Genomic DNA, 22,910 nt, shown 5'->3' on the forward strand with positions numbered 1-22,910 from the left:
CTTTAATGGTTAATCTTTGGTTAATAAAGAGGCTTTAAATTAAACTTAAAACCTTAAGGAGGTAAAGCCATGAAGAAACTTCCTACTTTTGATGGCCATTACAAGCGTAAGCCTTGCCCATCCCATGGATGGAAAGATGCACAAAGAGTGGTGTGAACAAAACTGGGAAAAGTGTAAAGTATATATGTTGGAGAAGATAAAGCTAAGAGAAAAGTATCTTCCCAAGGAAAGAGAGTGTGTGGAGAAGGCAAAAAGCTATAGGGATATGAAGCTTTGTATGATGGATGTAAAGGAACAGAAAAGAAGGGAAGACTATGAAATACGCAAAAAGATGCTAATGGAGGCAGCGCCAAGACCTTGAGGATACTCCTCGTAGAGGATGACCTTTCTTTGGCAAGGTCCTTGAAAAGCGTCCTTGAGAGGGAGGGCTACAAGGTCAACTTGGCCTCGGATGGTAAAAGAGGACTTGATCTGGCCCTAAGTGGAGGCTTTGACCTTATCATTCTGGACCTTCTTCTTCCCACTTTGGAGGGGGATAAGATAGTAAAAAGGCTAAGGGAAGAGGGGATCAATACACCTGTCCTTATGCTCACTGTTATGGGAGATGTATCTCAAAAGGTTAAGCTCTTTACCTTGGGTGCGGATGACTACCTTACCAAGCCTTTTCACCTTGAAGAGCTTTTGGCAAGGGTGAGGGCCTTGATAAGGAGGAGGTATGGAGGATCTTCCGATGTGATACAGATAGGGGAATTGAGGCTGGATATGGGAAGAAAAAAGGTCTTTGTGAAAGGGGAGGAGATAAAGCTTACATATGGAGAGTATGCCATCCTTGAATACCTATGCCTAAACAGAGGAAGGTATGTAAGCAAAGAAGAGTTAAGGGAAAAGGTCTTTTACTACCACTCCGATAGCAACAGCTTGGAGGTGCTTATCTCAAGGATAAGGAAAAAGCTTGGGTCAAGGGATATTATAAAATCTGTGAAAGGTTTGGGGTACATGGTGGAATGAAAAGGTCTATAAAGCTTCATCTAAATTTGTTTTTTGCAATTTTCCCTCTTCTCTTTGCCTTCTATAGCCTTGTGCTTTATATGGTGGTGGAAAAGGCCCTTCTTGCATCGGTGGACAGACACATAGCGGATGATGCGAGAATCTTTGAACAATCTTACTTTTTGGGAAAAGACTTTGAACCTCGCCCAGGCTATGAGCTTTATGCCATAAGGACGCCCGATGGAAGCCTTTTGGAGGCTTCGGAAGACATCTCTTTACCCTTTAGTAAAGACTGGACAATGCCAGACCTACGACTTATAAAGGTGGGAGACAGATTTTACAGGATGCTAACCTACAAAAGAAAGGATGGCTTTTATGTGCAGTATGCGGTAAACTTCACATCAGAAAAGGAGTTTTTAGAAAGGTTAAAGGTCTTTTTGTTCCTATCATTGCTTTCATTCCTTCTCATCTTGGCTGGCATATACCTTTTTACCGTAAGGTCTTTGCTAAATTCTATAAAGAGGGCAAGTGATAGCCTTTTTGAAGAGAGGTTTGATGAAGAAGTCTATGAAGAGCTAAGGCCCTTTATGGAAAAGGTGCATGAGGGGATAAAGAAAATAAGGGAGAGCGCAGAAAGGCATAGGAACACACTTTTGGCCCTTAGCCACTCTGTAAAAACGCCCCTTTCTACTGCCCTTCTTCTTTTGGAAGACCTCATGAGGTCCCATAAAGATGATAGGCTAAAGACTATCCATGAAGAATTGTGGAGGCTGGAAAGAAGCCTAAGTACCTTCCTCAGGATGGCCAAAATGGAAAGCCAGCAGGACCTTATAAAGAAGGAAAGGTGCAATCTGGAGGAGGTTTTAAAAGGCATAGTAAGGCTGTATGACCCAGAGGGCAAAAGGATAAGGCTAAGCCTTTTGGAAGAACCTCTTTGTGCTTATTGTGATAGGGATGTGCTTTTGGAGGTGCTTGGCGTGCTTGTGGATAACGCCATAAGGCATGGCATTGAAGAGGGCAAGGTGGATATAAGGGTGGAAAAGGATGGAGAATATGCCTATGTAAAGGTGAGCAACCTTTCGGAAAAGCCTGTAGAAGATAGGGTGCTTTTTAAGCCCTTTGAGGGAAGGCATACGGGCATAGGCCTTTATGTGGCTTATAACCTATGTAAGATGATGGGCTGTGATTTAAAAATAGGACAAGAGAGGGTAGAAGAAGGTTATAGAGTGGAGGCTTCTTTGCGGTTAAGCCTGTGTTAAGCTTGGTAAGGTAAAATTAAAACATGGAGCTTATAAAGACACATCCACCAGTGGTGCATTTTGCTATAGCTTTTCCAGTGTTTTTACTTGTGGTGGATATTTATTATAGGATTATAAAAAAGGAGCTTGATGGCTTGCATGCTCTTTTGACCTATTTATCTGTCTTGGCGGTGGTGGGTGGAAGCATATCGGGTACAATAGCCCACGAGCCTGTTGAAAAGCTTTTGGAAAACATCACCATATTCAATTACCATGAGGCCTTAGGCCTATTTTTGGCTTTGTACTTTTTGGCCCTTGGCCTTGTCAGGTTTTATAAGAAGAGGAACCTTTTTACAATCATGCTTTTGATTGGTGTATTGCTTTTATTTTTGCAGGGATGGATGGGTGGAGTTGTGGTGTATGAACACCTTGTTAAAACTCAGCCATGATAATAGTCCTACTTTTGCTTATCCAAGTGTGCTACGCCATAGACCTAAGGGGTGTCATTGATAGGGCTTTGGAATACTATCCATCCTTAAAGGCACTAAAGGAAGAAAGGACCAAGTTCAAAGGCAAGGCCATGACCTACAGGTCCTACCTAAACCCAAGCCTTGAGGTGGAGGTGGGAAACTTTGGCACAGCAAAGGAAAGCGTCAAAACAAATCCTATATACAGCCTTTCTTACTCTCAACCTCTTAGTATTTATCCCATTGGGAAAAGCTTCAAAAATATGGTAGATTACGAAGAGAAGGCATTCCTTGAGAGGATGGAGCAGGAAAAAAGCCTTTTGATAAGCGAGGTCTATCTGGCCTACTATATGGCCCTATACAGGAAAGAACTATTAAAAGTGGCACAAGAAAACTACAAGATAAGCCAAGAGCTTCACAGTTTTATAAAAAGGCTATTTGAACTTGGAGAGACCACAAAGCTGGAGGTCTTTAGGTCCGAAAGGGAGCTTGACCTGGCAAGGGTTGAGCTGGAGATGGCCCAAAGGGACTATGAGAACGCTTTAAAAAACCTCTCTTACCTTATAGGCCAAAGGGTGGAGGACTTGGAAGAAAGCTTTGACAGGCTACACAGCATAAAGGAGATAAACTTTGAAAATTCACCAAGGCTAAAGCAGTACCAGTATGCCATAAAGGGCTTGGAGGCAGGCATAGAGGTGGAAAGAATACTTTCCAAGCCCCAGTTTAGCCTTACAGTGCTTGGAGAAAAGGTCTCTTCCCAAGAGTATGGCTTCAGAGTTGGTATTTCTGCCGCACTTCCACTATTCTACAGAAGGGAGGGAGAGATATTACAGCTTTTGGCAGAAAGGAGGAGCATGGAGCTTAGGAAAAGTCTGGAGGAGCTAAGCTTAAAAAGGGACTATGAGCTTGTGCGGTCAAGGTATGAAAAGCTTTTGGAAGAGATAGAAAGGATAGAAAAGCAGACCATACCAAAGGCAAAGGAGGAGCTTAGCCTTGCCATAAAGAGCTATAAGCTAAGGACCATAACCCTTTTGGAGCTTACAGAGACAAAGAGAAGGTATGTGGAGCTTTTAAAGTATAGGCTGGAACTAATAAGGCAGGCACACGAGGGGTATGCCAAATATTTAAGCCTTGGGGGTGAGCTATGAGGCTTTTACTTCTTCTTATTTTACCCCTTCTTTCCTTCTCCCAGGTTATAAGGCTGGACCCAGAAAAGGAGAAAAAGCTTGGCATAAAACTTTGGGAGGTAAAGGAGGAAGAGGTGGTGGAGGAAATGAGACTTCCCGCACAGGTGAGCAACTATTCAAGCTCTGTAGCTCAAGTCCATTCTCCAATTTCTGGTATAGTCAAAAGGCTTTTTGTAAAGCAGGGTGATTTTGTGAAAAGGGGCCAAGCCTTGGCCTCTGTTTATTCTCCTCAAGTGGCAGAGCTTCAGGCCCAGATAAGGATGGCAAAGGTGAAGCTAAAGACGGCGGAGGAAACGCTAAGGAGAGAGGAGATGCTATACAAGGAAGAGGTCATTCCTTATGCTAGATATTACGGTGCAAAGATAGAGTATGAGAAGGCAAAGGGGGAGTATGAGGCCCTTTTGATGTCTCTTAGGTCCTTTGGTGAGGTAAGGGAAAACGAGATATTTGTTAGGTCTCCCATAAGCGGTTATGTGGTGGAGCAGGCCGTTTTTGTTGGGTCTGGTGTGGATACTTCCAAGGAGATGTTTAAAATCCAGTCTTATGAGAGGCTTTGGGTATATGCCTATGCGGACCCAAGGGATGTGGATAGGATAAAAAAGGGGACAAAAGGTTATGTGCTTTGGAAGGATAAAAGGCTTTGGGGGACTGTGGATTATATATCGGGGGAGGTGGATAAAAACACAAAGAGGGTTCCCATAAGGCTTTTGGTGGAAAACAGGGAAGAGCTTTTGAGGCCCGGTCTTATGGTGGATGTCTACCTTCAGCTTGGGAATATAAGGGGCCTTTGGCTACCTGCCCAGAGCCTCCAAAGGCTTGGAGAGGATTATGTGGTCTTTGTGAAAACTAAGGAGGGCTTTGAGGTGAGGAAGGTAAAGAAGGTAAAGGAGGTGGGGGACAAGGTGCTGGTGGAGGGGAGCATAAGAAAAGGTGAAAGGGTGGCCATGAGCGGTCTTGTATTCCTTAAATCTCAGGTAGAGAGATGAGGAAGGTCTTAAAGTACAGGCTTTTGGTGCTTTTGCTTCTTTTTGGAGTGGTAGCCCTTGGACTTTGGTCTTTCAGAAGGCTGCCCATAGACACCTTTCCAGACCCCACACCCATACAAGTGATCATATACACAGAAACTCCGGGCCTCTCTGCAGAGGAAACGGAGCTTTTGGTTACCAAACCCATAGAGTTTGTTTTGTCTGGTATAAAGGATGTGGAGCTTGTAAGGTCTGTGAGCCTTCCGGGCCTCTCCTATGTGAGCGTCTTTTTCAAAGATGGCACAGACATATACTTTGCCAGAAACCTTGTGGCACAAAAGCTTCCAGAGGCCCAAGCCCAAATACCGCAGGGCTATGTACCAAGGATGGGTCCAAACACCTCCGGCCTTGGCAATGTGCTTTTCTATACCCTGCTGGATGAGAAAGGAAACTACTCCCTTGAGGATCTAAAGACCATCCAGATGTGGAAGATAAGGCCCATTATAAAGGCCACCGATGGCGTGGAAGACATATCCCAGTGGGGGCCAGAAAGGGCATATTTGATAAGGCTAAAGCCAGAAAAGATGGTTTTATACGGCATAAGCTTGGAGGATGTGGTAAAAGCCTTGGAAGACTATAACCAGATAGCGGGTGGGGGCTTTTTGCAATCTCCAGAAGGAGACCTTGTGGTAAGAGGTCTTGGAAGACTAAAGAGCATGGAAGAGGTGGAGAATGTGCCTATAAAGAAGGAGGGAGGAGTAAGCCTTACCATAAGGGATATCGCAGATGTCTTGCCCTCAGAGCTTCCAAACAGGAGGGGAGTCTTCACCCTCAACGGCCAGGAGGTTCAAGGCAACATAGTTTTGAAAAGAGTTCAAACAAACACCATGGAGCTTGTAGAAGAGCTGAAAAAGAAGCTTGAAGAGGTTCAAAAGATATTGCCAGATGGCTTAAAGGTGGAGGTCCTTTATGACCAGTCCTACCTTACTCAAAAGGCCCTCTCCACCGTAGAAAGGGCCCTTATAGAAGGCATACTGTTGGTATCTCTGGCCATAGCCCTTTATATGTGGAACCTTAGAGTTGCCCTTTTGGTGGCCCTCTCTGTACCACTTACCCTTCTTATCACCTTTATCTTTCTCAAAAACCTTGGCATCTCTGGGAACCTCATGACCCTTGGCGGTCTTGCCATAGGTATAGGCCTTTTTGCGGACGCCACCGTGGTGGTGGTGGAGAATATATACAGACATCTTTCTGAGAGGCCACAGGCAAACAAGTTTTCCATAATAGTTGAATCTGTAAGCGAGGTCCTAAGGCCCGTTAGCTTTGCAGTAGGCATTATCATGCTTGTCTTTTTGCCCATCTTTAGCTTTGAATCTGTGGAAGGAAAATACTACAAGCCCTTGGCCCTCACCATCATCTTAGCCCTCTTTTCTTCCTTGGTGGTAGCCTTTCTCTTTATGCCCGTGCTTTCCTACTATGTGATAAGGCCCGGAAGGGAAGAGACCTACTTTTTCAAAAGGCTAAGAGAACTCTATCTAAAGCTTTTGGAAGGTGCCTTTAAGATTAGAAGCTTGCTTTTGACGGCCACCCTTAGCCTTTTCCTCTTTTCTCTTTTCCTTCTTTCCCGCATAGGAACAGAGTTTGCCCCACAACTGGAGGAGGGCACCCTTTTGGTAAAGTCCTTTTTGAACCCAAACGTCTCCATGGAAGAGGCCAAAAGGGTGGCAAGGGTGGTAGAGGAGACTGCCCTTGAATACCCAGAGGTGGTAAGGACCTTTTCCAACATAGGAAGGGCTGAGGTGGGGGAGCCTGCGGACCTTAGCTACATTGAGACCTTTATAATCCTTAGGCCTGCGGAGGAGTGGAAAAACTTCAAAAGCAGGCAGGAGTTTGAAAACATACTAAGGGAAAGGCTTGAAGGCGTGCCGGGTGTGGAGTTTAGCTTTACACAGCCCATACAGATGAGGATAGATGAACTCCTTTCGGGAGTAAGGTCCACCGTAGCCATAAAGGTCTTTGGCGATGACCTAAAAAAGATAAACGAGATAGCCTATAAGATTGAAGAGATAGTAAAAGGTATAAAGGGTGCGGTGGATGTGGAAACGGAAGCCCAGTCTGGAAAGCTACAACTAAGGATAGTGCCAAAGATGGAGGTGTTAAAAAGATACAACCTAACCACCGCAGAGCTTATGAACTTGGTGGCCTATGCCTTGGGAGGAAAGGAAGTAGGCTACATACAGCAAAACACCATACTCTTCCCCTTGGTTTTGGGCTTAGAGAAAAAGGACTTAGAAAGTGTGAAGAACCTACCCCTTATCACAAAGGATGGCAACATATTGACCCTTTCACAGGTGGCGGATGTGGAGATAACTGAAGGTTTTTCAAAGATAAGGAGGGAGAACGGCATGAGGTTTGCCCTTGTGCAATCCAACCTTCAAGGCAGAGATCTGGGAGGCTTTGTAAAGGAAATAAAGGAAAGGATAGCAAAAGAGGTCAAGCTTCCACCTGGCTACTTTATAAGCTTTGGCGGGCAGTTTGAAAACCAAGAGAGAGCTATGAAGAGGCTCTCCATAGTGGCGCCTTTATCCATTCTTTTGATATTGCTACTTCTCTACATAAACTACAACTCCCTTAGAGATGCCCTCATAGTTATCCTGAACGTCCCCTTTGCCACCATAGGTGGCGTGCTTTCCTTGTATATATCCGGTTATAACCTTTCTGTGCCTTCTGCGGTGGGCTTTATAGCTCTCTTTGGCATAGCCACACTCAACGGAGTGGTTTTGATATCTTATGTGAGGTCCTTGCTGGAAAATGGATATAGCCTCAAAGAAGCTGTGCTTTTGGGCGCCTCAAGAAGGCTAAGGCCCATCCTTATAACTGCCACAGCTGCCTCCTTGGGCCTTTTGCCCATGTTATTCTCTAAAGGCATAGGGTCAGAGGTTCAAAAGCCTTTGGCGGTGGTGGTTATAGGTGGTATTTTTACCTCTACAGCACTAACCTTGCTGATACTTCCCTTAGTATATGAAAGGTTCGGAAGGAAGAGCTGACTTGCAAAAAATAATTGGGACAAATCCTTGTATAATTTTAAGCTATGCTAGACGCAAGGGAAATAATGGAAATACTTCCACACAGGTATCCCATCCTTTTGGTGGACAAAATCCTTGAGATGGAAGAGGGCAAAAGGATAGTGGGTCTAAAGAACGTTTCCGTTAATGAACCTGTCTTCCAAGGGCACTTTCCCGGATTCCCTCTCATGCCCGGTGTTTACATCCTTGAGGCCATGGCGCAAGTAGGCGGTATTCTCATGATAAAGTCACTTGGGCTTGAGATAGGGAAGTATGCCATAGTCTTTGCCGGCATTGATGAGGCAAGGTTCAAAAGGCCAGTATATCCTGGGGACCAACTTATAATGGAGCTGGAAGTCATCTCTTTAAAGAAAAGCCTTTCAAAGATGAAGGGGGTGGCAAGGGTAGATTCTGAGATTGTGGCTACCGCCATACTCTACGCCGCTGCAAGGGAGCTAAAGGATATAAAAAGATAACTTACCTTGCCTCTTGCAACATACCCAAAAGCCTTTGAATCCTTTCCCTTTCTTCCTTTAGCTCCTCAAGGGCTTCCCTTGTCCTTTGGACCTCTTCTTCCGGTGCCTTCTTTAAAAAGTTCTCATTGCTTAGCCTTTTTTCAAAGGCTTCCATGGACCTTTCCACCTCTGCAAGCCTTCTTGAGTAAGAGCTTATGAGCTCTTCCAAGTTTATGTTCTCTTCTGCCAGCACATAGAATTCAAAGTCCCTTGAAAAGCCCGCCACAGATTTGGGTGGCCTTTCTGCCACTTCCTCAAGGCTTTCAAGCCTTGCAAGGTTTAGTATATGGGGCATAAACTCTTCCACAAGGCTTTTGCTCTCCTCCGCTCTGTAGTATAGCTTTATCCTCCTTGATGGCTCAATGCGAAGATCGCTCCTCAAGGACCTAATGGAGGAGATAATCTCCTTTAGCCTTTCTACTCTTTTCTCCGCTTCCTCGTAGACCTCTTGGGGGTTAAACTGTGGGTACTGGGTTATGGATATGCTCTCTTGGTGTGCTGTTGGCAAGGCCTGCCACAGCTCTTCTGTTATGTAGGGCATAAAGGGGTGCAAAAGCCTAAGGGTTTTCTCAAAGACCATAAGGAGGGTGGCCTGTGCGCTTATCTTCTCCGCCTTTATCCTTTTTTCCTCTTCTGGATCTTCCGATTGAGGCTTGGCATAGAGTCTTATCTTAGAAAACTCTATATACCAGTCGCAGAACTCACTCCATATAAACTCATAAAGCTCCCTTGCAGCCTCGGAAAACTCATACTCAGAAAGGGCCTTGTTGACCCTTTCTATGGTCCTGTTAAGCTTTGTGATTATCCAGAGGTCCTCAGGCCTCGGCGGGGCGCCGTAGGGAAGGTTGGAAAGAAGGTCCTCATCAAGGTTCATAAGTATAAACCTTCCCGCATTCCAGAGCTTGTTGGCAAAGTGCTTATAGCCCTCAAAACGCTTTTCTGACAGTCTAATGTCCCTTCCCTGCTGTGTGAGTATGGCAAGGGTAAACCTCAAAGCGTCTGCACCATACTTTTCCACAATATCAAGGGGGTCTATCACATTGCCTTTAGTTTTTGACATCTTTTGACCCTTCTCATCCCTTATGAGGGCATGGATATAGACATACTTAAAGGGTATGTCCTTTGTAAAGTAGGTGCCCATCATCACCATACGGGCAACCCAGAAGAAGATGATGTCAAAGCCTGTAACCAAAAGGTCTGTAGGATATAGCTTTTGAAGGTCCTGAGTGGCCTCCGGCCAGCCAAAGACTCCAAAGGGCCAAAGGGCAGAGGAGAACCAAGTGTCCAAAACATCCGTCTCCTGCCTTAGCCTTTCTGAACCACACTTTTTACACCTTAATACAAAGCGGTAGGTCTTCTTCTGCGGATTATACCTGTACCTGCTCTTTTTCTCTGTGAGTATGGCCATGGGGTTTAGGTCCTGCGTAAAGAAGAGCCTGAGAGAGTTGGCATCCACTTCCGTAGAGTGATATTTATGAAAGGCAAAATGCTTATAAAAGTCCAAAACGGTCATCTCTGGATGCACAAAGGAGGGAGAGTTAAGAATATCTGCCACCTCCTCAGGAGTAAACTCCTCTCCTATCTTGCCATCTGCCATTAGGTTAAAGATGATCTTGTCATAAACCCTGTCAAAGTCCTCATCGGTAAATATGTTTTCCTCTCCACAATCTTCACAATACCAGACAGGTATTCTATGGCCCCACCATATCTGGCGGGATATGCACCAGTCTTTTAAATTTTCCATCCATTGGAGGTATATCTTGGACCAGTTTTCTGGAATAAACCTAATTAGGCCTTCTTTTACCACCCTTATGGCTTGGTCCCTTATGCGTGGGTCTGAGACCTTTAAAAACCACTGGGTAGAGACAAAGGGCTCAAGCACCGTTTTACACCTGTAGCATTTGCCTACCGCATGCCTGTGGCTTTCCACCTTTTCAAGAAGGCCAAGCTCTTCAAGCCTTTCCACTATCTTTTTCCTTGCCTCATACCTGTCAAGGCCCTCAAACTGGCCTGCATTGTGGTTCATACGGGCAAACTGGTCCATAACCTGCACAAAGGGAAGGCCATGGGTCTTTCCTATCTCAAAGTCTAAGGGGTCATGGGCTGGCGTGATCTTTACCGCACCCGTTCCAAACTCTGGCTTTACCCTCTCATCCGCTATTATTGGGATAATTGGCTCTACTTCTGAGCCATCCATAGCCTTCCTCTTCCACTCCACAAGGGGAAGCCTTACCTTTTTGCCCACAAGGCTTTTGTACCTTTCATCCCCCGGATGCACGGCTACAGCCGTGTCTCCCAGCATGGTCTCCGGCCTTGTGGTGGCAACGGTTATATGCCCTGAGCCATCCTCAAGGGGATAGCGTATGTAGTAGAGCTTTCCCTCCTCTTCCTCATGCTCCACCTCAAGGTCCGAAAGGGCTGTAAGGTCCTTTGGACACCAGCTAACCATATACTCTCCACGGTATATAAGACCTTCTTCATAAAGCCTTCTGAAGGCATACCTTACAGCCCTTGAAAAGCCCTCATCAAGGGTAAACCTCTCCCTTTTCCAATCCACACTAACGCCCAACTTCTCAAGCTGTTCTCTAATGGCATTCCTTGATATGGGCACCCACTCCCAAACTTTCTTTAAAAACTCCTCCCTTCCAAGGTCCAGCCTGTTTATGCCCTTTTCCCTTAGCTGTCTGTCTACCACATATTGGGTGGCTATGCCCGCATGGTCAAAGCCCGGCACCCAAACCACCTCTTTACCCAGCATCCTCTGCCATCTACAGATTATGTCCTGAAGGGTAGCGTTCAAGGCATGGCCCATATGCAATGAACCTGTCACATTAGGGGGTGGGATAACCACAGAAAACTTTTCTCCAGATGTATCCTTTACAGAATACAAAGCCCTTTCCACCCAAAGCTTGGAGTATCTTTCTTCCACCTTCTTGTGGTCGTACTGGCCTATATCCTTCATAAAGAAAGGATTATACTACAGCTACGGTAGGTAATTGACTCCTTGGTATATAATAAACCTTGGAGGGTGGACCTTGAGAAAGGTGTTGTTTGCCACTCTTTTTGTCTTACTTTTTGTTAATTACAGCCTTGGGAGGGAAGCCATGAAGGTAGAAGCTCCTTTCAAAGAAGGTCAAGATATACCTCGCAAATATACTTGTGATGGAGAGGATGTTTCTCCTCAAGTTAAATGGTCTGGACAGCCAAGCAACGCCAAGTCCTTTGTGCTTATCATGGATGACCCAGATGCGCCCGTTGGCACCTTTACCCACTGGATAGTTTATGATATTCCCGCAAGCCAAACAAGTTTGCAGGAGAACTTTCCCAAAAGGAGTGAGGTTGGAAGTATAAAACAAGGTATTAACGATTTTGGCCGTGTGGGCTATGGTGGCCCCTGTCCCCCTCGTGGGCATACTCATAGATATTACATAAAGGTTTATGCCCTTGATGTGGAAAGCCTAGGCCTGAGGCCCGGTGCCACAAGGAGGGAGGTGGAAAGCAAGATGCAGGGACATGTAATAGGACAAGGGCAAACTATGGGAAGGTATGGAAGGAGGTGATCATGTTTAAAAGCTTGCTTTTAGCCCTTTTGCTTGGCTTCACCCTTTTTAGCCAAGGCTGCGCCACAAGCAGACCTTTAAACACTGGAGAAGTACCTATGAAAACATCCCAAAGGCTGATAATAAAGTTTAAGAAGGACGTGCCAGAAGAAAGGAGGAAGGAAATAATAAGCCAGTATGGACTAAGGCTTGTAAAGGTTATTGAAGACTTAAACATGTATGTGGTGGAAGTGCCAGAAAGGGCATCGCAGGAAGAGCTGATGAAAAAACTCTCTGAAAGAAAAGAGGTTGAGTATGTAGAACCTGATAGGATTTATAGAATATGGTAGGGAGGTGGGTTATGAAGCTTAAACGCACATCAAGGCTTTTATTATGGCTTTTTGCTGTAATTTTGGGAACACTCTTTAGCTCTCAAGGTAGTCAAATTAGCAAAGCGCAGACTAATAGATCTACATCTTTCGGACCTCAATACACGCCAGCGCCAAGATATGCCTTAGATAGGGTGATAGTAAAGTTCAAAGGAGGCCAGTTTAGATTGCAAGCTCTATCAGAAGTTAAAAGTCAGTATAGGCTTCAATCAATTAAGGAGATAAGGAACCTAAACATCTACGTGTTTAAGCTGCCAAAAGGTAAAACACCTCATGAGATCATTGCAGAGCTAAGAAAAAGGCCCGATGTAGAATACGCAGAACCAGACTACATATACACCATAAGAGCTACAATACCAAACGACCCATTGTGGAACTACCTTTGGGGCCTTGTAAAAATACAGGCTCCATCGGCATGGGACATTACCACAGGAAGTCAAAGTGTGGTGGTGGCTGTGATAGACACAGGAGTGGATTATAACCATCCGGACCTACAGGCAAATATGTGGAAGGACCCAGCCACTGGATATTATGGCAAAAACTGTATTACAGGTGCGCCCAATCCAAACGACCCTATGGATGACAACGGGCATGGGACACATGTGGCTGGAACCATTGGTGCAGTGGGTAATAATAGCATTGGTGTGGTGGGTGTAAATTGGCAAGTTAAAATAATGGCCCTTAAGTTTATGCGTAACGATGGCTCAGGTACCACTTCAGATGCCATAGACTGCATCAACTACGCCATACAGAAGGGTGCCCACATCATAAACGCAAGCTGGGGAGGCTACGGCTATAGCCAAGCTTTAAGGGATGCCATAGCAAGCGCAAAGAATGTGGACATACTCTTTGTTGCTGCGGCTGGGAATGAAGAATATGATAACGACCTCACTCCTTTATACCCAGCTTCCTATGATTTGGAAAATATAATCTCCGTGGCTGCAACAGACCAAAACGACCTTTTGGCAAGCTTTTCCAATTATGGAAGGAACTCTGTCCATGTGGGAGCGCCTGGTGTGGGAATTTTGAGTACTTTGCCTAATAACAATTATGGTAATAAGTCTGGCACCTCCATGGCCTCTCCTCATGTGGCGGGCCTTGCAGCCCTTTTGAAGGCTCAAAATCCAAGCTATACATGGAGAGAGCTAAAGTGTAGGATAATGAAGGGTGTGGATCCTCTTTCTTCCCTCAATGGAAAGACCATAACTGGTGGAAGGATAAACGCCTCTAAGGCTTTAACGATTAGTGATTGTCAGCCGGGAACTTTTTACTTTTTGCGCGTGCTTATAAACGGAAATGGCACTGTGGATGGCAATGTGGGCGTTTACAACAGTAATAGCACTGCTACTCTTAACGCCGCACCAAGCTCTACTTTTGTAGGATGGGGTGGTGATTGTTCAAGCTGTGGAAACAATACCACATGCAACGTAGTTATGAATGCTGACAAAACCTGCGTAGCCATTTTCCAATATAAACTCACTGTTAGCAAGTCTGGCACCGGTACTGGCACTATAACAAGCGATCCAGCTGGCATAAACTGTGGCACCATATGTTCTGCAAACTTTGATCCAAACACTTCTGTCACCCTTACCGCTACACCAAACGCCGGCTCCACCTTTGGCGGTTGGGGTGGTGATTGTCAGTCTTGTGGAATGAGTTCTCAATGCCCCATAACCATGGATTCGGACAAAAGCTGCTATGCCATCTTTAACTTCTCTGTGAGTAGCTCCTCCTCTGGTGGGGGTGGTGGATGTTCCATGGCTACAGGTTCCAATCCTCTCAATGTCCTCCTCTGGCTCTTGCCACCAATACTTATAGCTTTCAGGAGGACCTTCAAAAAATAAACCTTTAGCCCCCGCCGGGGGCTTTTTTAAAAGGAATAGTGTTCTTTTATCTTTTTAACAATAGACTCTGGGCTAAAGCCAAAGTGTTGCATAAGCACTTCGCCCGGTGCAGACTTGCCAAAGGTCTCCAAACTTATAACAAGACCCTCAAGCCCTACATATTTATACCAACAGAGGCCCCTTCCCGCCTCTACAGCCACCCTCCTTTTTACCTCCGGCGGAAGAACATGCCTTTTGTAGCCTTCCTCTTGGCCTTCAAAGACTTCAAAGCTTGCCATATTTACCACCCTTACCCTTATGCCCTCCTCCTTTAAAAGCTCTCCGGCCCGTAGGGCAGGGTGTACTTCAGACCCGCTGGCAAGGATGATAAGGTCTGGAGTTCCTTCGCAGTCAAGGAGTATATAAGCACCTCTCCTTATGCCTTCTGCCGGTGGGTACTTGGACCTGTCTATAAGGGGTAGCTTTTGCCTTGTGAGTATAAGGGCTGTTGGACCATCCTTTCTTTCTATGGCCATCTGCCAGGCTATGGCTGTTTCATTGGCATCCGCACGGCCTTATGACCCAAAGGTTTGGTATGAGCCTCAAAGAGCTTAGCTGTTCCACAGGCTGGTGGGTTGGTCCATCTTCTCCAAGGCCTATGGAGTCATGGGTAAAGACGTATATGACCTGAAGGCCGGCCATGCTGGCAAGCCTTATGGAAGGCCTCATATAGTCGGAGAAAACCAAGAAGGTGCCACCGTAAGGAAGTATTCCCCCATGGTAGGCCATGCCGTTTAGGATGGTACCCATGGCATGCTCTCTTACTCCAAAGTGTATGTTCCTTCCAAGGGGGTTCTCTGCGGAAAAGTCTCCCATACCGTGCAGGTAGGTGTTGTTGGACTCAGAGAGGTCTGCAGAGCCACCAAAAAGGACGGGTATGTGCTTGGCAATGGCGTTTAGCACCTTTCCACTGGCCTGGCGCGTGGCCATAGGCTCACTAAAGGTAGGAATATGCTTTTTGTACTCCTCTCCCCAGTCCTTGTTAAAGTATTTCAAAAGCATGTCCGCCAGATCAGGGTACTTTTCCCTGTAGGCTTCAAAGAGCCTGTTCCACTCTTCTTCCAGCTCTTTTCCTCTCTTTATCTTCTCCTCCCTGTATTCCCACACCTCCTGCGGCACATAAAACTCCTCTTCTGGCCAGCCAAAGTTTCTCTTTGTCTGCAGGGCAAGGTCCTTTCCTAAGGGTGCGCCATGCACGCTGGCATCATCCTGCTTTGGAGAGCCATAGCCCAGATGGGTCCTTACGGATATAAAGGAAGGCCTATCTTTTTGCTCCATGGCCCTTCTTATGGCCCCTTCTATCTCTTCCAGGTTGTATCCATCCTCTATATGCTGTACATACCAGCCAAAGGCGGAAAACCTCTCACATACATCCTCAGACCATGCTAAGGAAGTGGGGCCGTCTATGGAAACCTTGTTGTTGTCCCATATTACTATGAGTTTATTTAGCCTCCAGTGGCCCGCCAGCTGGGCCACTTCGCAGGAGATTCCTTCCATAAGGTCTCCGTCGCTCACAAGGGCAAAGGTGTAGTGGTCTATGATGGGAAAGCCTTCCCTGTTAAAGTAGGAAGAAAGGTACTTTTCGGCCAAAGCCATACCTACCGCATTGCCTATGCCTTGGCCAAGGGGGCCTGTTGTGGCCTCTACTCCAGGTGTTAAAAAACTTTCTGGATGTCCCGGTGTTTTGCTTCCAAGCTGTCTGAAGTTTTTGAGGTCCTCAAGGTCAAGGTCATAGCCCATAACAAAGAGGAGAGAATAGAGCATGGCGCTGGCATGGCCCGCAGAAAGCACAAACCTGTCTCTGTTTATCCACTTGGGGTTTTTGGGGTTAAAGCGTAAAAACCTATCAAATACAAGGTAGGCTATGTGGCTGGCGCCCAGGGGCATGCCCGGATGTCCAGACTTTGCCCTTTCCACTTGATCCACACTCAAAAACCTTATGGTGTTTATAAGAAGCTGGTCCTTACTCATGCCTTTACAAGCTCCTCCCTTAGTTCTTTGGCGGTTTCCACCATATTTTTGAGGGAAGGTATTACCTCTTCCCATCTTCTCGTCTTTAGACCACAGTCTGGATTTACCCAAAGGAGCTCTACAGGAAGGACCTTCATGGCCCTCTCAAGCACTGCCCTTATCTGAGCCTTTGTGGGCACGGCGGGCGAGTGTATATCATAAACACCTATACCTATCTGCCTGTCCCACCCTTTAAAGCTCTCAAAGGCTGATATGATCTCTCCTTTACTCCTTGAGGCCTCTATGGATATGACATCAAAGTCCATCTGATAGATGTATTCAATCACCTCGTTAAACTCGCTGTAGCACATGTGGGTGTGTATCTGGGTCTGGGGCTTTGCCTTGGAACACAGCCTAAAGGCCTTTACAGCCCAATCAAAGTAAGAGGGCCAATCCCTCCTCTTTAGAGGCGCCCCCTCTCTAAAGGCAGGTTCATCTATCTGGATAACCTTTATGCCCGCAGACTCAAGGTCTTTTACCTCTTCTAAGAGGGCCAAGGCTATCTGGTAGGCTATCTCATGCTTTGGTATATCTTCCCTGTAGTAGCTCCAGTTTAGGATGGTGACAGGTCCTGTAAGCATGCCTTTGACTGGCTTGTTTGTCAAAGACTGGGCGTAAGTTATCTCCTCCACCGTCATAGGCTTTGGCCTGTAAACGTCTCCGTATATGATGGGTGGCCTGTAGACCCTTGAGCCATAAGAGAGAACCCATCCGTGCTTGGTGGTAGCAATGCCCTCCAGCCTTTGGGCAAAGAACTCCACCATGTCTGTCCTTTCAAACTCACCATGCACAAGCACATCCAGACCTATCTCCTCTTGAACCCTTATCACATGCTCTATCTGTTTTCTTATAAACTCCTTGTACTCTTCCTCCGATATCTTTCCAGAGTTGTAGGCAGTCCTTGCCTTCCTCACCTCCTCTGTCTGTGGGAAGGAGCCTATGGTGGTGGTGGGCAAGAGGGGAAGGTTCAAAATCTCCTGCTGGAGCTTTATCCTTTCCGCGTAAGGAACTTCTCTTTGAAAGTCTTCTGTCCTGAGGCTTGCTATCCTTCTCCTTACCTCCTCTCTTGCTCCAAAGCCCTCTTTTGATAGCCTTGCAGACTCCTCCACTTCTTTTAAGGCACCTTCTTCTCCCTCAAAGGCAAGCTTTAGAGTCTTTAGCTCACGGAGCTTTTCCTTGGCAAATGAAAGCCTCTCTTTTAGGCCCTCCGGCAGGCTGTCTTCTGGCTCTACGCTCACAGGAAGGTGGAAAAGGGGGCAGGAGTTGGAGATTATAAGGTCCTTTGAAAGATTGGAAAGCTCTTCTATAAGGCTTAGCTTTTCCTTTAAGTTTGCCCTCCACACATTCCTTCCGTTTATTATGCCCGCTATAAGAGCCTTATCCTCCGGAAAGCCATACTTTCTTATGTTCTCAAGGTTTTCACCATTGGATACAAGGTCAAGGCCCAAGGCCTTTACGGGAAGGTCTACAAACCTCTTGTAGTTTGACACACTATCGTAGTAGGTTATCACATAAAGGTCTGCATACTTGCTAAGACAGCTGTAGGTTTCATGCACCAGGTCCCACTCCCACTCCTCCATATCAAGGCATAGGGCTGGGTCCTCCATCAAAACAGCCCTTGCACCAGCTTGAGAGAGGCTTTTTAGAAGCTCTTCATAAACGGGGAAGATGGCATTTAGGTAGTCTTCCATATCCTTCTGGCTTTCTATCTTTGAAAGTTCATAAAGGGGCAACTCTGAATGCTCGGACCTTTTTAAAACCTTGGAAAGCTTCAAAAAGGTAAAGGGTGCTATAAGCCTTGGAAGAGGGTCATAGCCCTTGGACTTTAAAAAGCTGTATTCTTCAAGGGGGATATTTTTGAAAAGTTTGAAATCTTTTCCTTCCAGCTCTGGCACAAGGTAGTGGTAGTTGGTGTTAAAGTATTTGGTCATCTCCAGCGCCTGAGCGCCCCTTGCCATCTGGAAGTAGGTTTCAAGGCCCATGTATTGGCCAAACCTCTTTGGTATGGCTCCCACCGTTATTGCCATATCAAGCATAAAGTCATAATAAGAAACATCACCAGAAGGAAAGAGGTCTGTATGTGATTTATATAGGCTTGCTATCCATTCTTTTAGAGAGTTCATACCATCTATGAGGTTTTCCTCTTTTATCTTACCTTTCCAAAAGTCTTCCAGAAGGCTTTTGAATTCTCTTTTTTCTCCCAGCTTAGGAAAGCCATAGGCTAAGGTTTTCATAATAAACCTCCTAAAGGGTGTTTAGCTAATAAATTATAAGCCACCTTCTCTATTTCCCTTGTGTTTGGATATGGGCTTGGCTTGGAAAAGAGGAAGCCTTGAAGCAGGTCCACACCAGCCTCCAAAAGGAAGAGTAGCTCTTCTTCCTTTTCTATGCCTTCGGCCAAAACCTTTATATTACTGGCTTTGCAGGCAGATATTAGCCCCTTTACAACGGCCTGCTTAACAGGGCTTTTATAAACATCTCTAACGAGGGCCATGTCAAGCTTGGCGATGTCTGGGTGTATTTCTGTCAGCTGGTAAAGCCCAGCGTAGCCAGCCCCCACATCATCAAGGGCAACCTGTATACCTTCCGCCTTTAAAAAGTCTCTAATAAGCTTTACACTCTTTAAATCCATTCCCTCATACTCATCTATTTCCACAACTATCTTTGAAGCATCCACTTCCTTGTTCATAAGGCTTGTGATCAACTCTCCCACGTTCTCCAAAGGGTTTTTCAAAAACTTGGGATGAAAGTTTAAAAACAGATGATAATTTTGCATGGGAAAACGCCTTGTATAGTCCAGCAAAGCCCTTTCTCTGCAGAAATTGTCCGCAAAGAAGGCAATCCTATCGCTTACTTTAAAGAGCTTATATATGGGAATAGGTAGTCTGCACAAGGCTTCAAAGCCGTATATCTTCTTTGTTTTTACATCTATGATGGAATGAAAATAGATATCCCCATTATTCAGCACCTCAGACAAACCATAGAACAAGTTTTCTTCGGCAAACTCTTCAAGGGATATAGATCTAAAACCTATCTCAATTAACTTTTCTGCGCTTGAAAGGTCTTCTTTTTCTACAAAGGAAATTTTTAACTTTTTTGTTATTTCCTTTGGAAGGTCTTCTACTATAAGAAAAAAGGCATGCTTTTCCATATCCAGTATAAAAACATTTCCAATGGTAGAAAAGGAAACTCCTAAGGAAGACAGTATATTGGAAAGCTTTTGTGGTGAATCTTTTAGGTATAAAGCGATCATAGCCAACTTTTACTATTGGTATTATACTATACGTTTAAGGAGGTTTGCTATGGCAAGACTTGTAAAGCATACAGAAAAAGGCCCTTATAAGCTTGAGGTAGGGGAAGAGACCTTTTACATATGCCAATGTGGTCTTTCAAAAAAGCTTCCTTTTTGTGATGGCTCTCATAAAAGGACAAAAGATGAGGAAGAAGGAAAGCTATACATTTACGATGAAAACTCAAGGGTGGAGATAGACCTATAATTATTCCCTATGTCCTCCCTCAAGGACCTTCTTGGAAAGATTGACATAGTGGATGTTATCTCCTCTTACATAGAGCTAAAGAGAATTGGAAACAACTACGCCGCCAGATGTCCCTTTCATCCCGATGACACACCTTCCTTTTACGTTTCACCTTCCAAGGGTATATTCAAATGCTTTGGTTGCGGTGTGGGTGGAGATGCCATAAAGTTTGTATCTCTTTATGAGAATATAGACTACTGGGAGGCTGTAGAAAGGCTCGCCAAAAGGTATGGAATTTCCATAAAACTAAGAAGGAAAGAAAAGGACAGCAAGCTCCTTATTGCACTTCAAAAGGTGGCAGAGTTTTATCATGAACAACTAAAGGAGAGCAAACAGGCCTTAGAATACCTTGAGAGTAGAGGGATAAGCTCAAGAACCATAAGCAAGTTCACTCTGGGTTTTTCTGGAAATACAGAAAAGCTTATAAGACTACTTTCTGAGGAGGGGCTATTAGAGGTTTATGAAAAGAGTGGAAACATAACAAAGATAGAGGAGGGCTTTTACAGAGACCTCTTTAAAAACAGGCTTATCATTCCGGTAAGGGATATAAAGGGTGATGTAATAGCCTTTGGGGGAAGAAGCCTTGATGGAAGCCAGCCCAAGTATATAAACTCACCCGAGTCGGAGGTCTTTAAAAAGAGGTCCACCCTTTTTGGGCTTTACGAAGCAAAGGAATACATAAGGGAAGAGGGAGAAGTAATCATAGTAGAAGGCTACTTTGACCTTATGAGCCTTTGGCAAGAGGGAATAAGGAACTGCGTGGCACCCCTTGGAACGGCCCTAACGGAAGAGCATGCCCTTATGCTATCAAAGTTGGTAAAAAGAGTTGTTTTACTCTACGATGGCGATAAGGCTGGAAGGAAGGCCGTTAGGTCCTCTGTGCCTTACCTGTTGAAGGCTGGTATGCAAGTAAGGGTAGTCTATCTGCCAGAGGGAGAAGACCCAGACTCCTTTGTAAGGAAGGACCCACAAGCCCTAAAAAGCTTGATAAAGACCAGTCAGGAGGTGGAGGTTTATTTTCTTCAAAGGGTAAAAGAAGGAGACAAGGAGGCCTTTGATGACCTTTTATACTTCTGCGGTTTTATACCGGATGGTGTAAAAAGGTATGAGCTTTTAAAAGAGCTTTCAAAGGCCACATCCCTTCCTATAACAAGCCTTCAAGAGAGGATTGTAAAAGTAGAGAAAAGGGAAGAAAAAGAACAAACCCCTTTGAGCTATCATGAGGCTGTGCTTTTGGCTGGGCTTTACAGGTTTGGCTTTGAGGGCGTTGAATTGGATAAACTCAGGCTATCGCCTTACCTTATGGAGCTTATTGAGGCATTAAAAAGAGAAGAATACCACCTTATACCAGATTATGTGAAGAACTTTAAGGCCTATAACCTTGAGAGGGCCTTTCAAGAAAGCCTGAGGGCCCTTAGCCTGCCAGACATAGAAAAGCCTACCGATTTTGAAGAGTTAAGACAGAAAAGCAAAGCTCAACCAAGGAAGCTAAGGATAAAGTGATATATTTTATATTATGGAAAAGGTTTTCATTTATGATACCACATTAAGGGATGGCTCCCAAGCAGAAGGTGTGAACTTTTCCCTTGAGGACAAGCTACGCATACTCCAAAAACTGGATGAGTTTGGCATTGATTACATAGAAGGTGGATGGCCTGGAGCCAATCCAAAGGACACCATATTTTTTGAAAGGCTAAAGAAATACAAGCCAATACATGCCAAAATAGTGGCCTTTGGCTCCACAAGAAGGCCTGGCAAAAGGGCAGAAGAAGACCCACAGCTTGAAAACCTTATAAAGTCTGGTGCTAAAGTCATTACCATCTTTGGCAAAAGCTGGGATTTCCATGTGCTTGAGGCCCTAAAGACCACCTTAGAAGAGAACCTTTCCATGGTCTATGAATCGGTAAGCTTTTTAAAGAAGCATGTAGAAGAGGTCATCTTTGACGCAGAACACTTCTTTGACGGATACAAAAACAACCCCCAGTATGCCCTTGAGGTCCTAAGGTCTGCCTTAGAAGGTGGTGCGGACTGGATAGTGCTATGCGATACCAACGGTGGAAGCCTTCCTCACGAGGTTTATGAGATAACAAAAAAGGTAAAGGAAGCCTTTCCGGAGGTAAACATAGGCATACATGCCCACAACGATTCGGATACGGCCGTAGCCAACTCTTTGATGGCCATTTTGGCAGGCGCCAGACAGGTGCATGGCACTATAAACGGTATAGGGGAAAGAACGGGCAATGCAAACCTTTGTTCCATAATACCAAACCTGCAACTAAAGATGGGCTATAGGGCTGTGCCGGAGGAAAACCTAAAAAAACTCACAGAGCTTAGCCACTTTGTCTCAGAGATGTCCAACATGCCCTTACCAAAGAACATGCCCTATGTGGGTGAGAGCGCCTTTGCTCACAAGGCGGGCGTGCATGCCTCTGCAGTTATGAAGCATGCTGGCACCTACGAACACATTGACCCAGCACTTGTAGGCAACAAGAGAAAGGTAACCGTTTCGGACCTCTCTGGAAGGAGCAACATACTCTATAAGCTTAGAGAGATGGGTATTGAGGTGGACGAAAAATCTCCAGAGGTTCTAAAGCTTTTGGAAAGGATAAAGGAACTGGAAAAGGAGGGCTACCATTTTGAGGCCGCTGAAGCATCCTTTGAGCTACTTTGCAAAAGGCATTTTGGCTTGGTAAGGGACTACTTTACCCTTGACGCCTACAGAGTTCTTATAGCAAAAAGAAGCACGGACAACCTGCCTGTTTCGGAGGCCACTGTGAGGCTCTTTGTTGGAGATGTAAAACAGCATACTGCCGCCCTGGGTAATGGACCTGTAAGCGCCTTGGATAGAGCTTTGAGAAAGGCCCTTGAGGAGTTTTATCCAAACCTTAAGGAGGTCCAGCTTATAGACTATAAGGTTAGGATAGTTAACGAGTCTGAAGGCACGGGTGCCAAGGTTAGGGTGCTTATTGAATCAACCGATGGAAATAGAAGATGGGGTACGGTAGGAGTTTCCGAGAACATCATAGAAGCCTCTTGGATAGCCCTTGCGGACAGCCTTATTTACAAACTCCACAAGGATGAGGAAGAGATGGAATCCAATTAGGATGTTAGGTTTTATAATTAATTTTT

General features: G+C 45.3%; 19 protein-coding genes. 14 read left to right on the forward strand and 5 right to left on the reverse strand.

The genetic code is table 11. From position 1 onward, the window contains the following. The first annotated feature begins 91 nt into the window (after positions 1–91). Genes ACZ5GB_RS00920 through fabZ form a run of 8 tightly spaced genes read left to right on the forward strand, consistent with a single transcriptional unit; the run spans position 92 to position 8,385 of the window. Positions 92–361 (forward strand): hypothetical protein, encoded by a 270-nt coding sequence (locus tag ACZ5GB_RS00920; RefSeq protein ID WP_464327112.1) that lies wholly within the window; start codon positions 92–94, stop codon positions 359–361. After that, positions 358–1,008, forward strand: a complete 651-nt coding sequence (locus tag ACZ5GB_RS00925; protein WP_464327113.1) for a response regulator transcription factor — start codon at positions 358–360, stop codon at positions 1,006–1,008. The genes ACZ5GB_RS00920 and ACZ5GB_RS00925 overlap by 4 nt, the downstream gene beginning before the upstream one ends. Next, positions 1,005–2,246: a sensor histidine kinase gene (locus tag ACZ5GB_RS00930; protein WP_464327114.1), complete on the forward strand. Its 1,242-nt coding sequence runs from the start codon at positions 1,005–1,007 to the stop codon at positions 2,244–2,246. Before ACZ5GB_RS00925 ends, ACZ5GB_RS00930 begins: the two co-directional genes overlap by 4 nt. 23 nt (positions 2,247–2,269) lie before the next feature. Beyond that, positions 2,270–2,674, forward strand: coding sequence for a DUF2231 domain-containing protein (locus tag ACZ5GB_RS00935; RefSeq protein ID WP_464327115.1), 405 nt, complete (start codon positions 2,270–2,272; stop codon positions 2,672–2,674). After that, positions 2,671–3,840, forward strand: coding sequence for a TolC family protein (locus tag ACZ5GB_RS00940; protein WP_464327116.1), 1,170 nt, complete (start codon positions 2,671–2,673; stop codon positions 3,838–3,840). The genes ACZ5GB_RS00935 and ACZ5GB_RS00940 overlap by 4 nt, the downstream gene beginning before the upstream one ends. After that, positions 3,837–4,865, forward strand: a complete 1,029-nt coding sequence (locus ACZ5GB_RS00945) for an efflux RND transporter periplasmic adaptor subunit (RefSeq protein WP_464327117.1) — start codon at positions 3,837–3,839, stop codon at positions 4,863–4,865. Before ACZ5GB_RS00940 ends, ACZ5GB_RS00945 begins: the two co-directional genes overlap by 4 nt. Further along, on the forward strand, positions 4,862–7,891 hold the full coding sequence (locus ACZ5GB_RS00950; RefSeq protein ID WP_464327118.1) for an efflux RND transporter permease subunit: 3,030 nt from the start codon (positions 4,862–4,864) through the stop codon (positions 7,889–7,891). Before ACZ5GB_RS00945 ends, ACZ5GB_RS00950 begins: the two co-directional genes overlap by 4 nt. 44 nt (positions 7,892–7,935) lie before the next feature. Then, on the forward strand, positions 7,936–8,385 hold the full coding sequence (gene fabZ, locus ACZ5GB_RS00955; RefSeq protein ID WP_464327119.1) for a 3-hydroxyacyl-ACP dehydratase FabZ: 450 nt from the start codon (positions 7,936–7,938) through the stop codon (positions 8,383–8,385). Between the two features lies 1 nt (position 8,386). Here the strand turns inward: fabZ and ACZ5GB_RS00960 are convergent, their stop codons facing one another. Then, the gene (locus ACZ5GB_RS00960; RefSeq protein ID WP_464327120.1) at positions 8,387–11,386 is read right to left on the reverse strand and encodes a valine--tRNA ligase; all 3,000 of its coding nucleotides are present in this window, start codon (positions 11,384–11,386) and stop codon (positions 8,387–8,389) included. A gap of 82 nt (positions 11,387–11,468) precedes the next feature. Between ACZ5GB_RS00960 and ACZ5GB_RS00965 the strand changes: the two genes are divergently transcribed. Genes ACZ5GB_RS00965 through ACZ5GB_RS00975 form a run of 3 tightly spaced genes read left to right on the forward strand, consistent with a single transcriptional unit; the run spans position 11,469 to position 14,196 of the window. Beyond that, entirely contained in the window at positions 11,469–11,984 is a 516-nt protein-coding gene (locus ACZ5GB_RS00965) for a YbhB/YbcL family Raf kinase inhibitor-like protein (protein ID WP_464327838.1), read from the forward strand. Between the two features lie 2 nt (positions 11,985–11,986). Continuing rightward, positions 11,987–12,313 (forward strand): S8 family serine peptidase, encoded by a 327-nt coding sequence (locus tag ACZ5GB_RS00970; RefSeq protein ID WP_464327121.1) that lies wholly within the window; start codon positions 11,987–11,989, stop codon positions 12,311–12,313. 11 nt (positions 12,314–12,324) lie between these two features. Continuing rightward, positions 12,325–14,196, forward strand: a complete 1,872-nt coding sequence (locus tag ACZ5GB_RS00975; protein ID WP_464327122.1) for a S8 family serine peptidase — start codon at positions 12,325–12,327, stop codon at positions 14,194–14,196. Between the two features lie 26 nt (positions 14,197–14,222). Here the strand turns inward: ACZ5GB_RS00975 and ACZ5GB_RS00980 are convergent, their stop codons facing one another. From ACZ5GB_RS00980 to ACZ5GB_RS00995, 4 genes are read right to left on the reverse strand one after another with little or no spacing between them, the layout of a single operon-like run. Continuing rightward, positions 14,223–14,711: a transketolase-like TK C-terminal-containing protein gene (locus ACZ5GB_RS00980; protein WP_464327123.1), complete on the reverse strand. Its 489-nt coding sequence runs from the start codon at positions 14,709–14,711 to the stop codon at positions 14,223–14,225. A gap of 19 nt (positions 14,712–14,730) precedes the next feature. Beyond that, on the reverse strand, positions 14,731–16,206 hold the full coding sequence (gene tkt / locus ACZ5GB_RS00985) for a transketolase (protein ID WP_464327124.1): 1,476 nt from the start codon (positions 16,204–16,206) through the stop codon (positions 14,731–14,733). Then, a complete protein-coding gene (gene metE / locus ACZ5GB_RS00990) occupies positions 16,203–18,479 on the reverse strand; it encodes a 5-methyltetrahydropteroyltriglutamate--homocysteine S-methyltransferase (RefSeq protein ID WP_464327125.1) in 2,277 nt (758 codons plus the stop codon). Before metE ends, tkt begins: the two co-directional genes overlap by 4 nt. Beyond that, complete coding sequence (locus ACZ5GB_RS00995) at positions 18,476–19,498, reverse strand: EAL domain-containing protein (RefSeq protein WP_464327126.1); 1,023 nt, start codon at positions 19,496–19,498, stop codon at positions 18,476–18,478. The genes metE and ACZ5GB_RS00995 overlap by 4 nt, the downstream gene beginning before the upstream one ends. Positions 19,499–19,547: 49 nt before the next feature. Between ACZ5GB_RS00995 and ACZ5GB_RS01000 the strand changes: the two genes are divergently transcribed. The 3 genes from ACZ5GB_RS01000 to cimA are packed head-to-tail and all read left to right on the forward strand — an operon-like array spanning position 19,548 to position 22,884. Beyond that, positions 19,548–19,742 (forward strand): CDGSH iron-sulfur domain-containing protein, encoded by a 195-nt coding sequence (locus tag ACZ5GB_RS01000; RefSeq protein ID WP_464327127.1) that lies wholly within the window; start codon positions 19,548–19,550, stop codon positions 19,740–19,742. Between the two features lie 9 nt (positions 19,743–19,751). After that, positions 19,752–21,284: a DNA primase gene (gene dnaG / locus ACZ5GB_RS01005; RefSeq protein ID WP_464327128.1), complete on the forward strand. Its 1,533-nt coding sequence runs from the start codon at positions 19,752–19,754 to the stop codon at positions 21,282–21,284. Between the two features lie 13 nt (positions 21,285–21,297). Beyond that, a complete protein-coding gene (gene cimA, locus ACZ5GB_RS01010) occupies positions 21,298–22,884 on the forward strand; it encodes a citramalate synthase (protein ID WP_464327129.1) in 1,587 nt (528 codons plus the stop codon). Positions 22,885–22,910 lie beyond the last annotated feature (26 nt).

Source organism: Hydrogenobacter subterraneus (assembly GCF_055390195.1).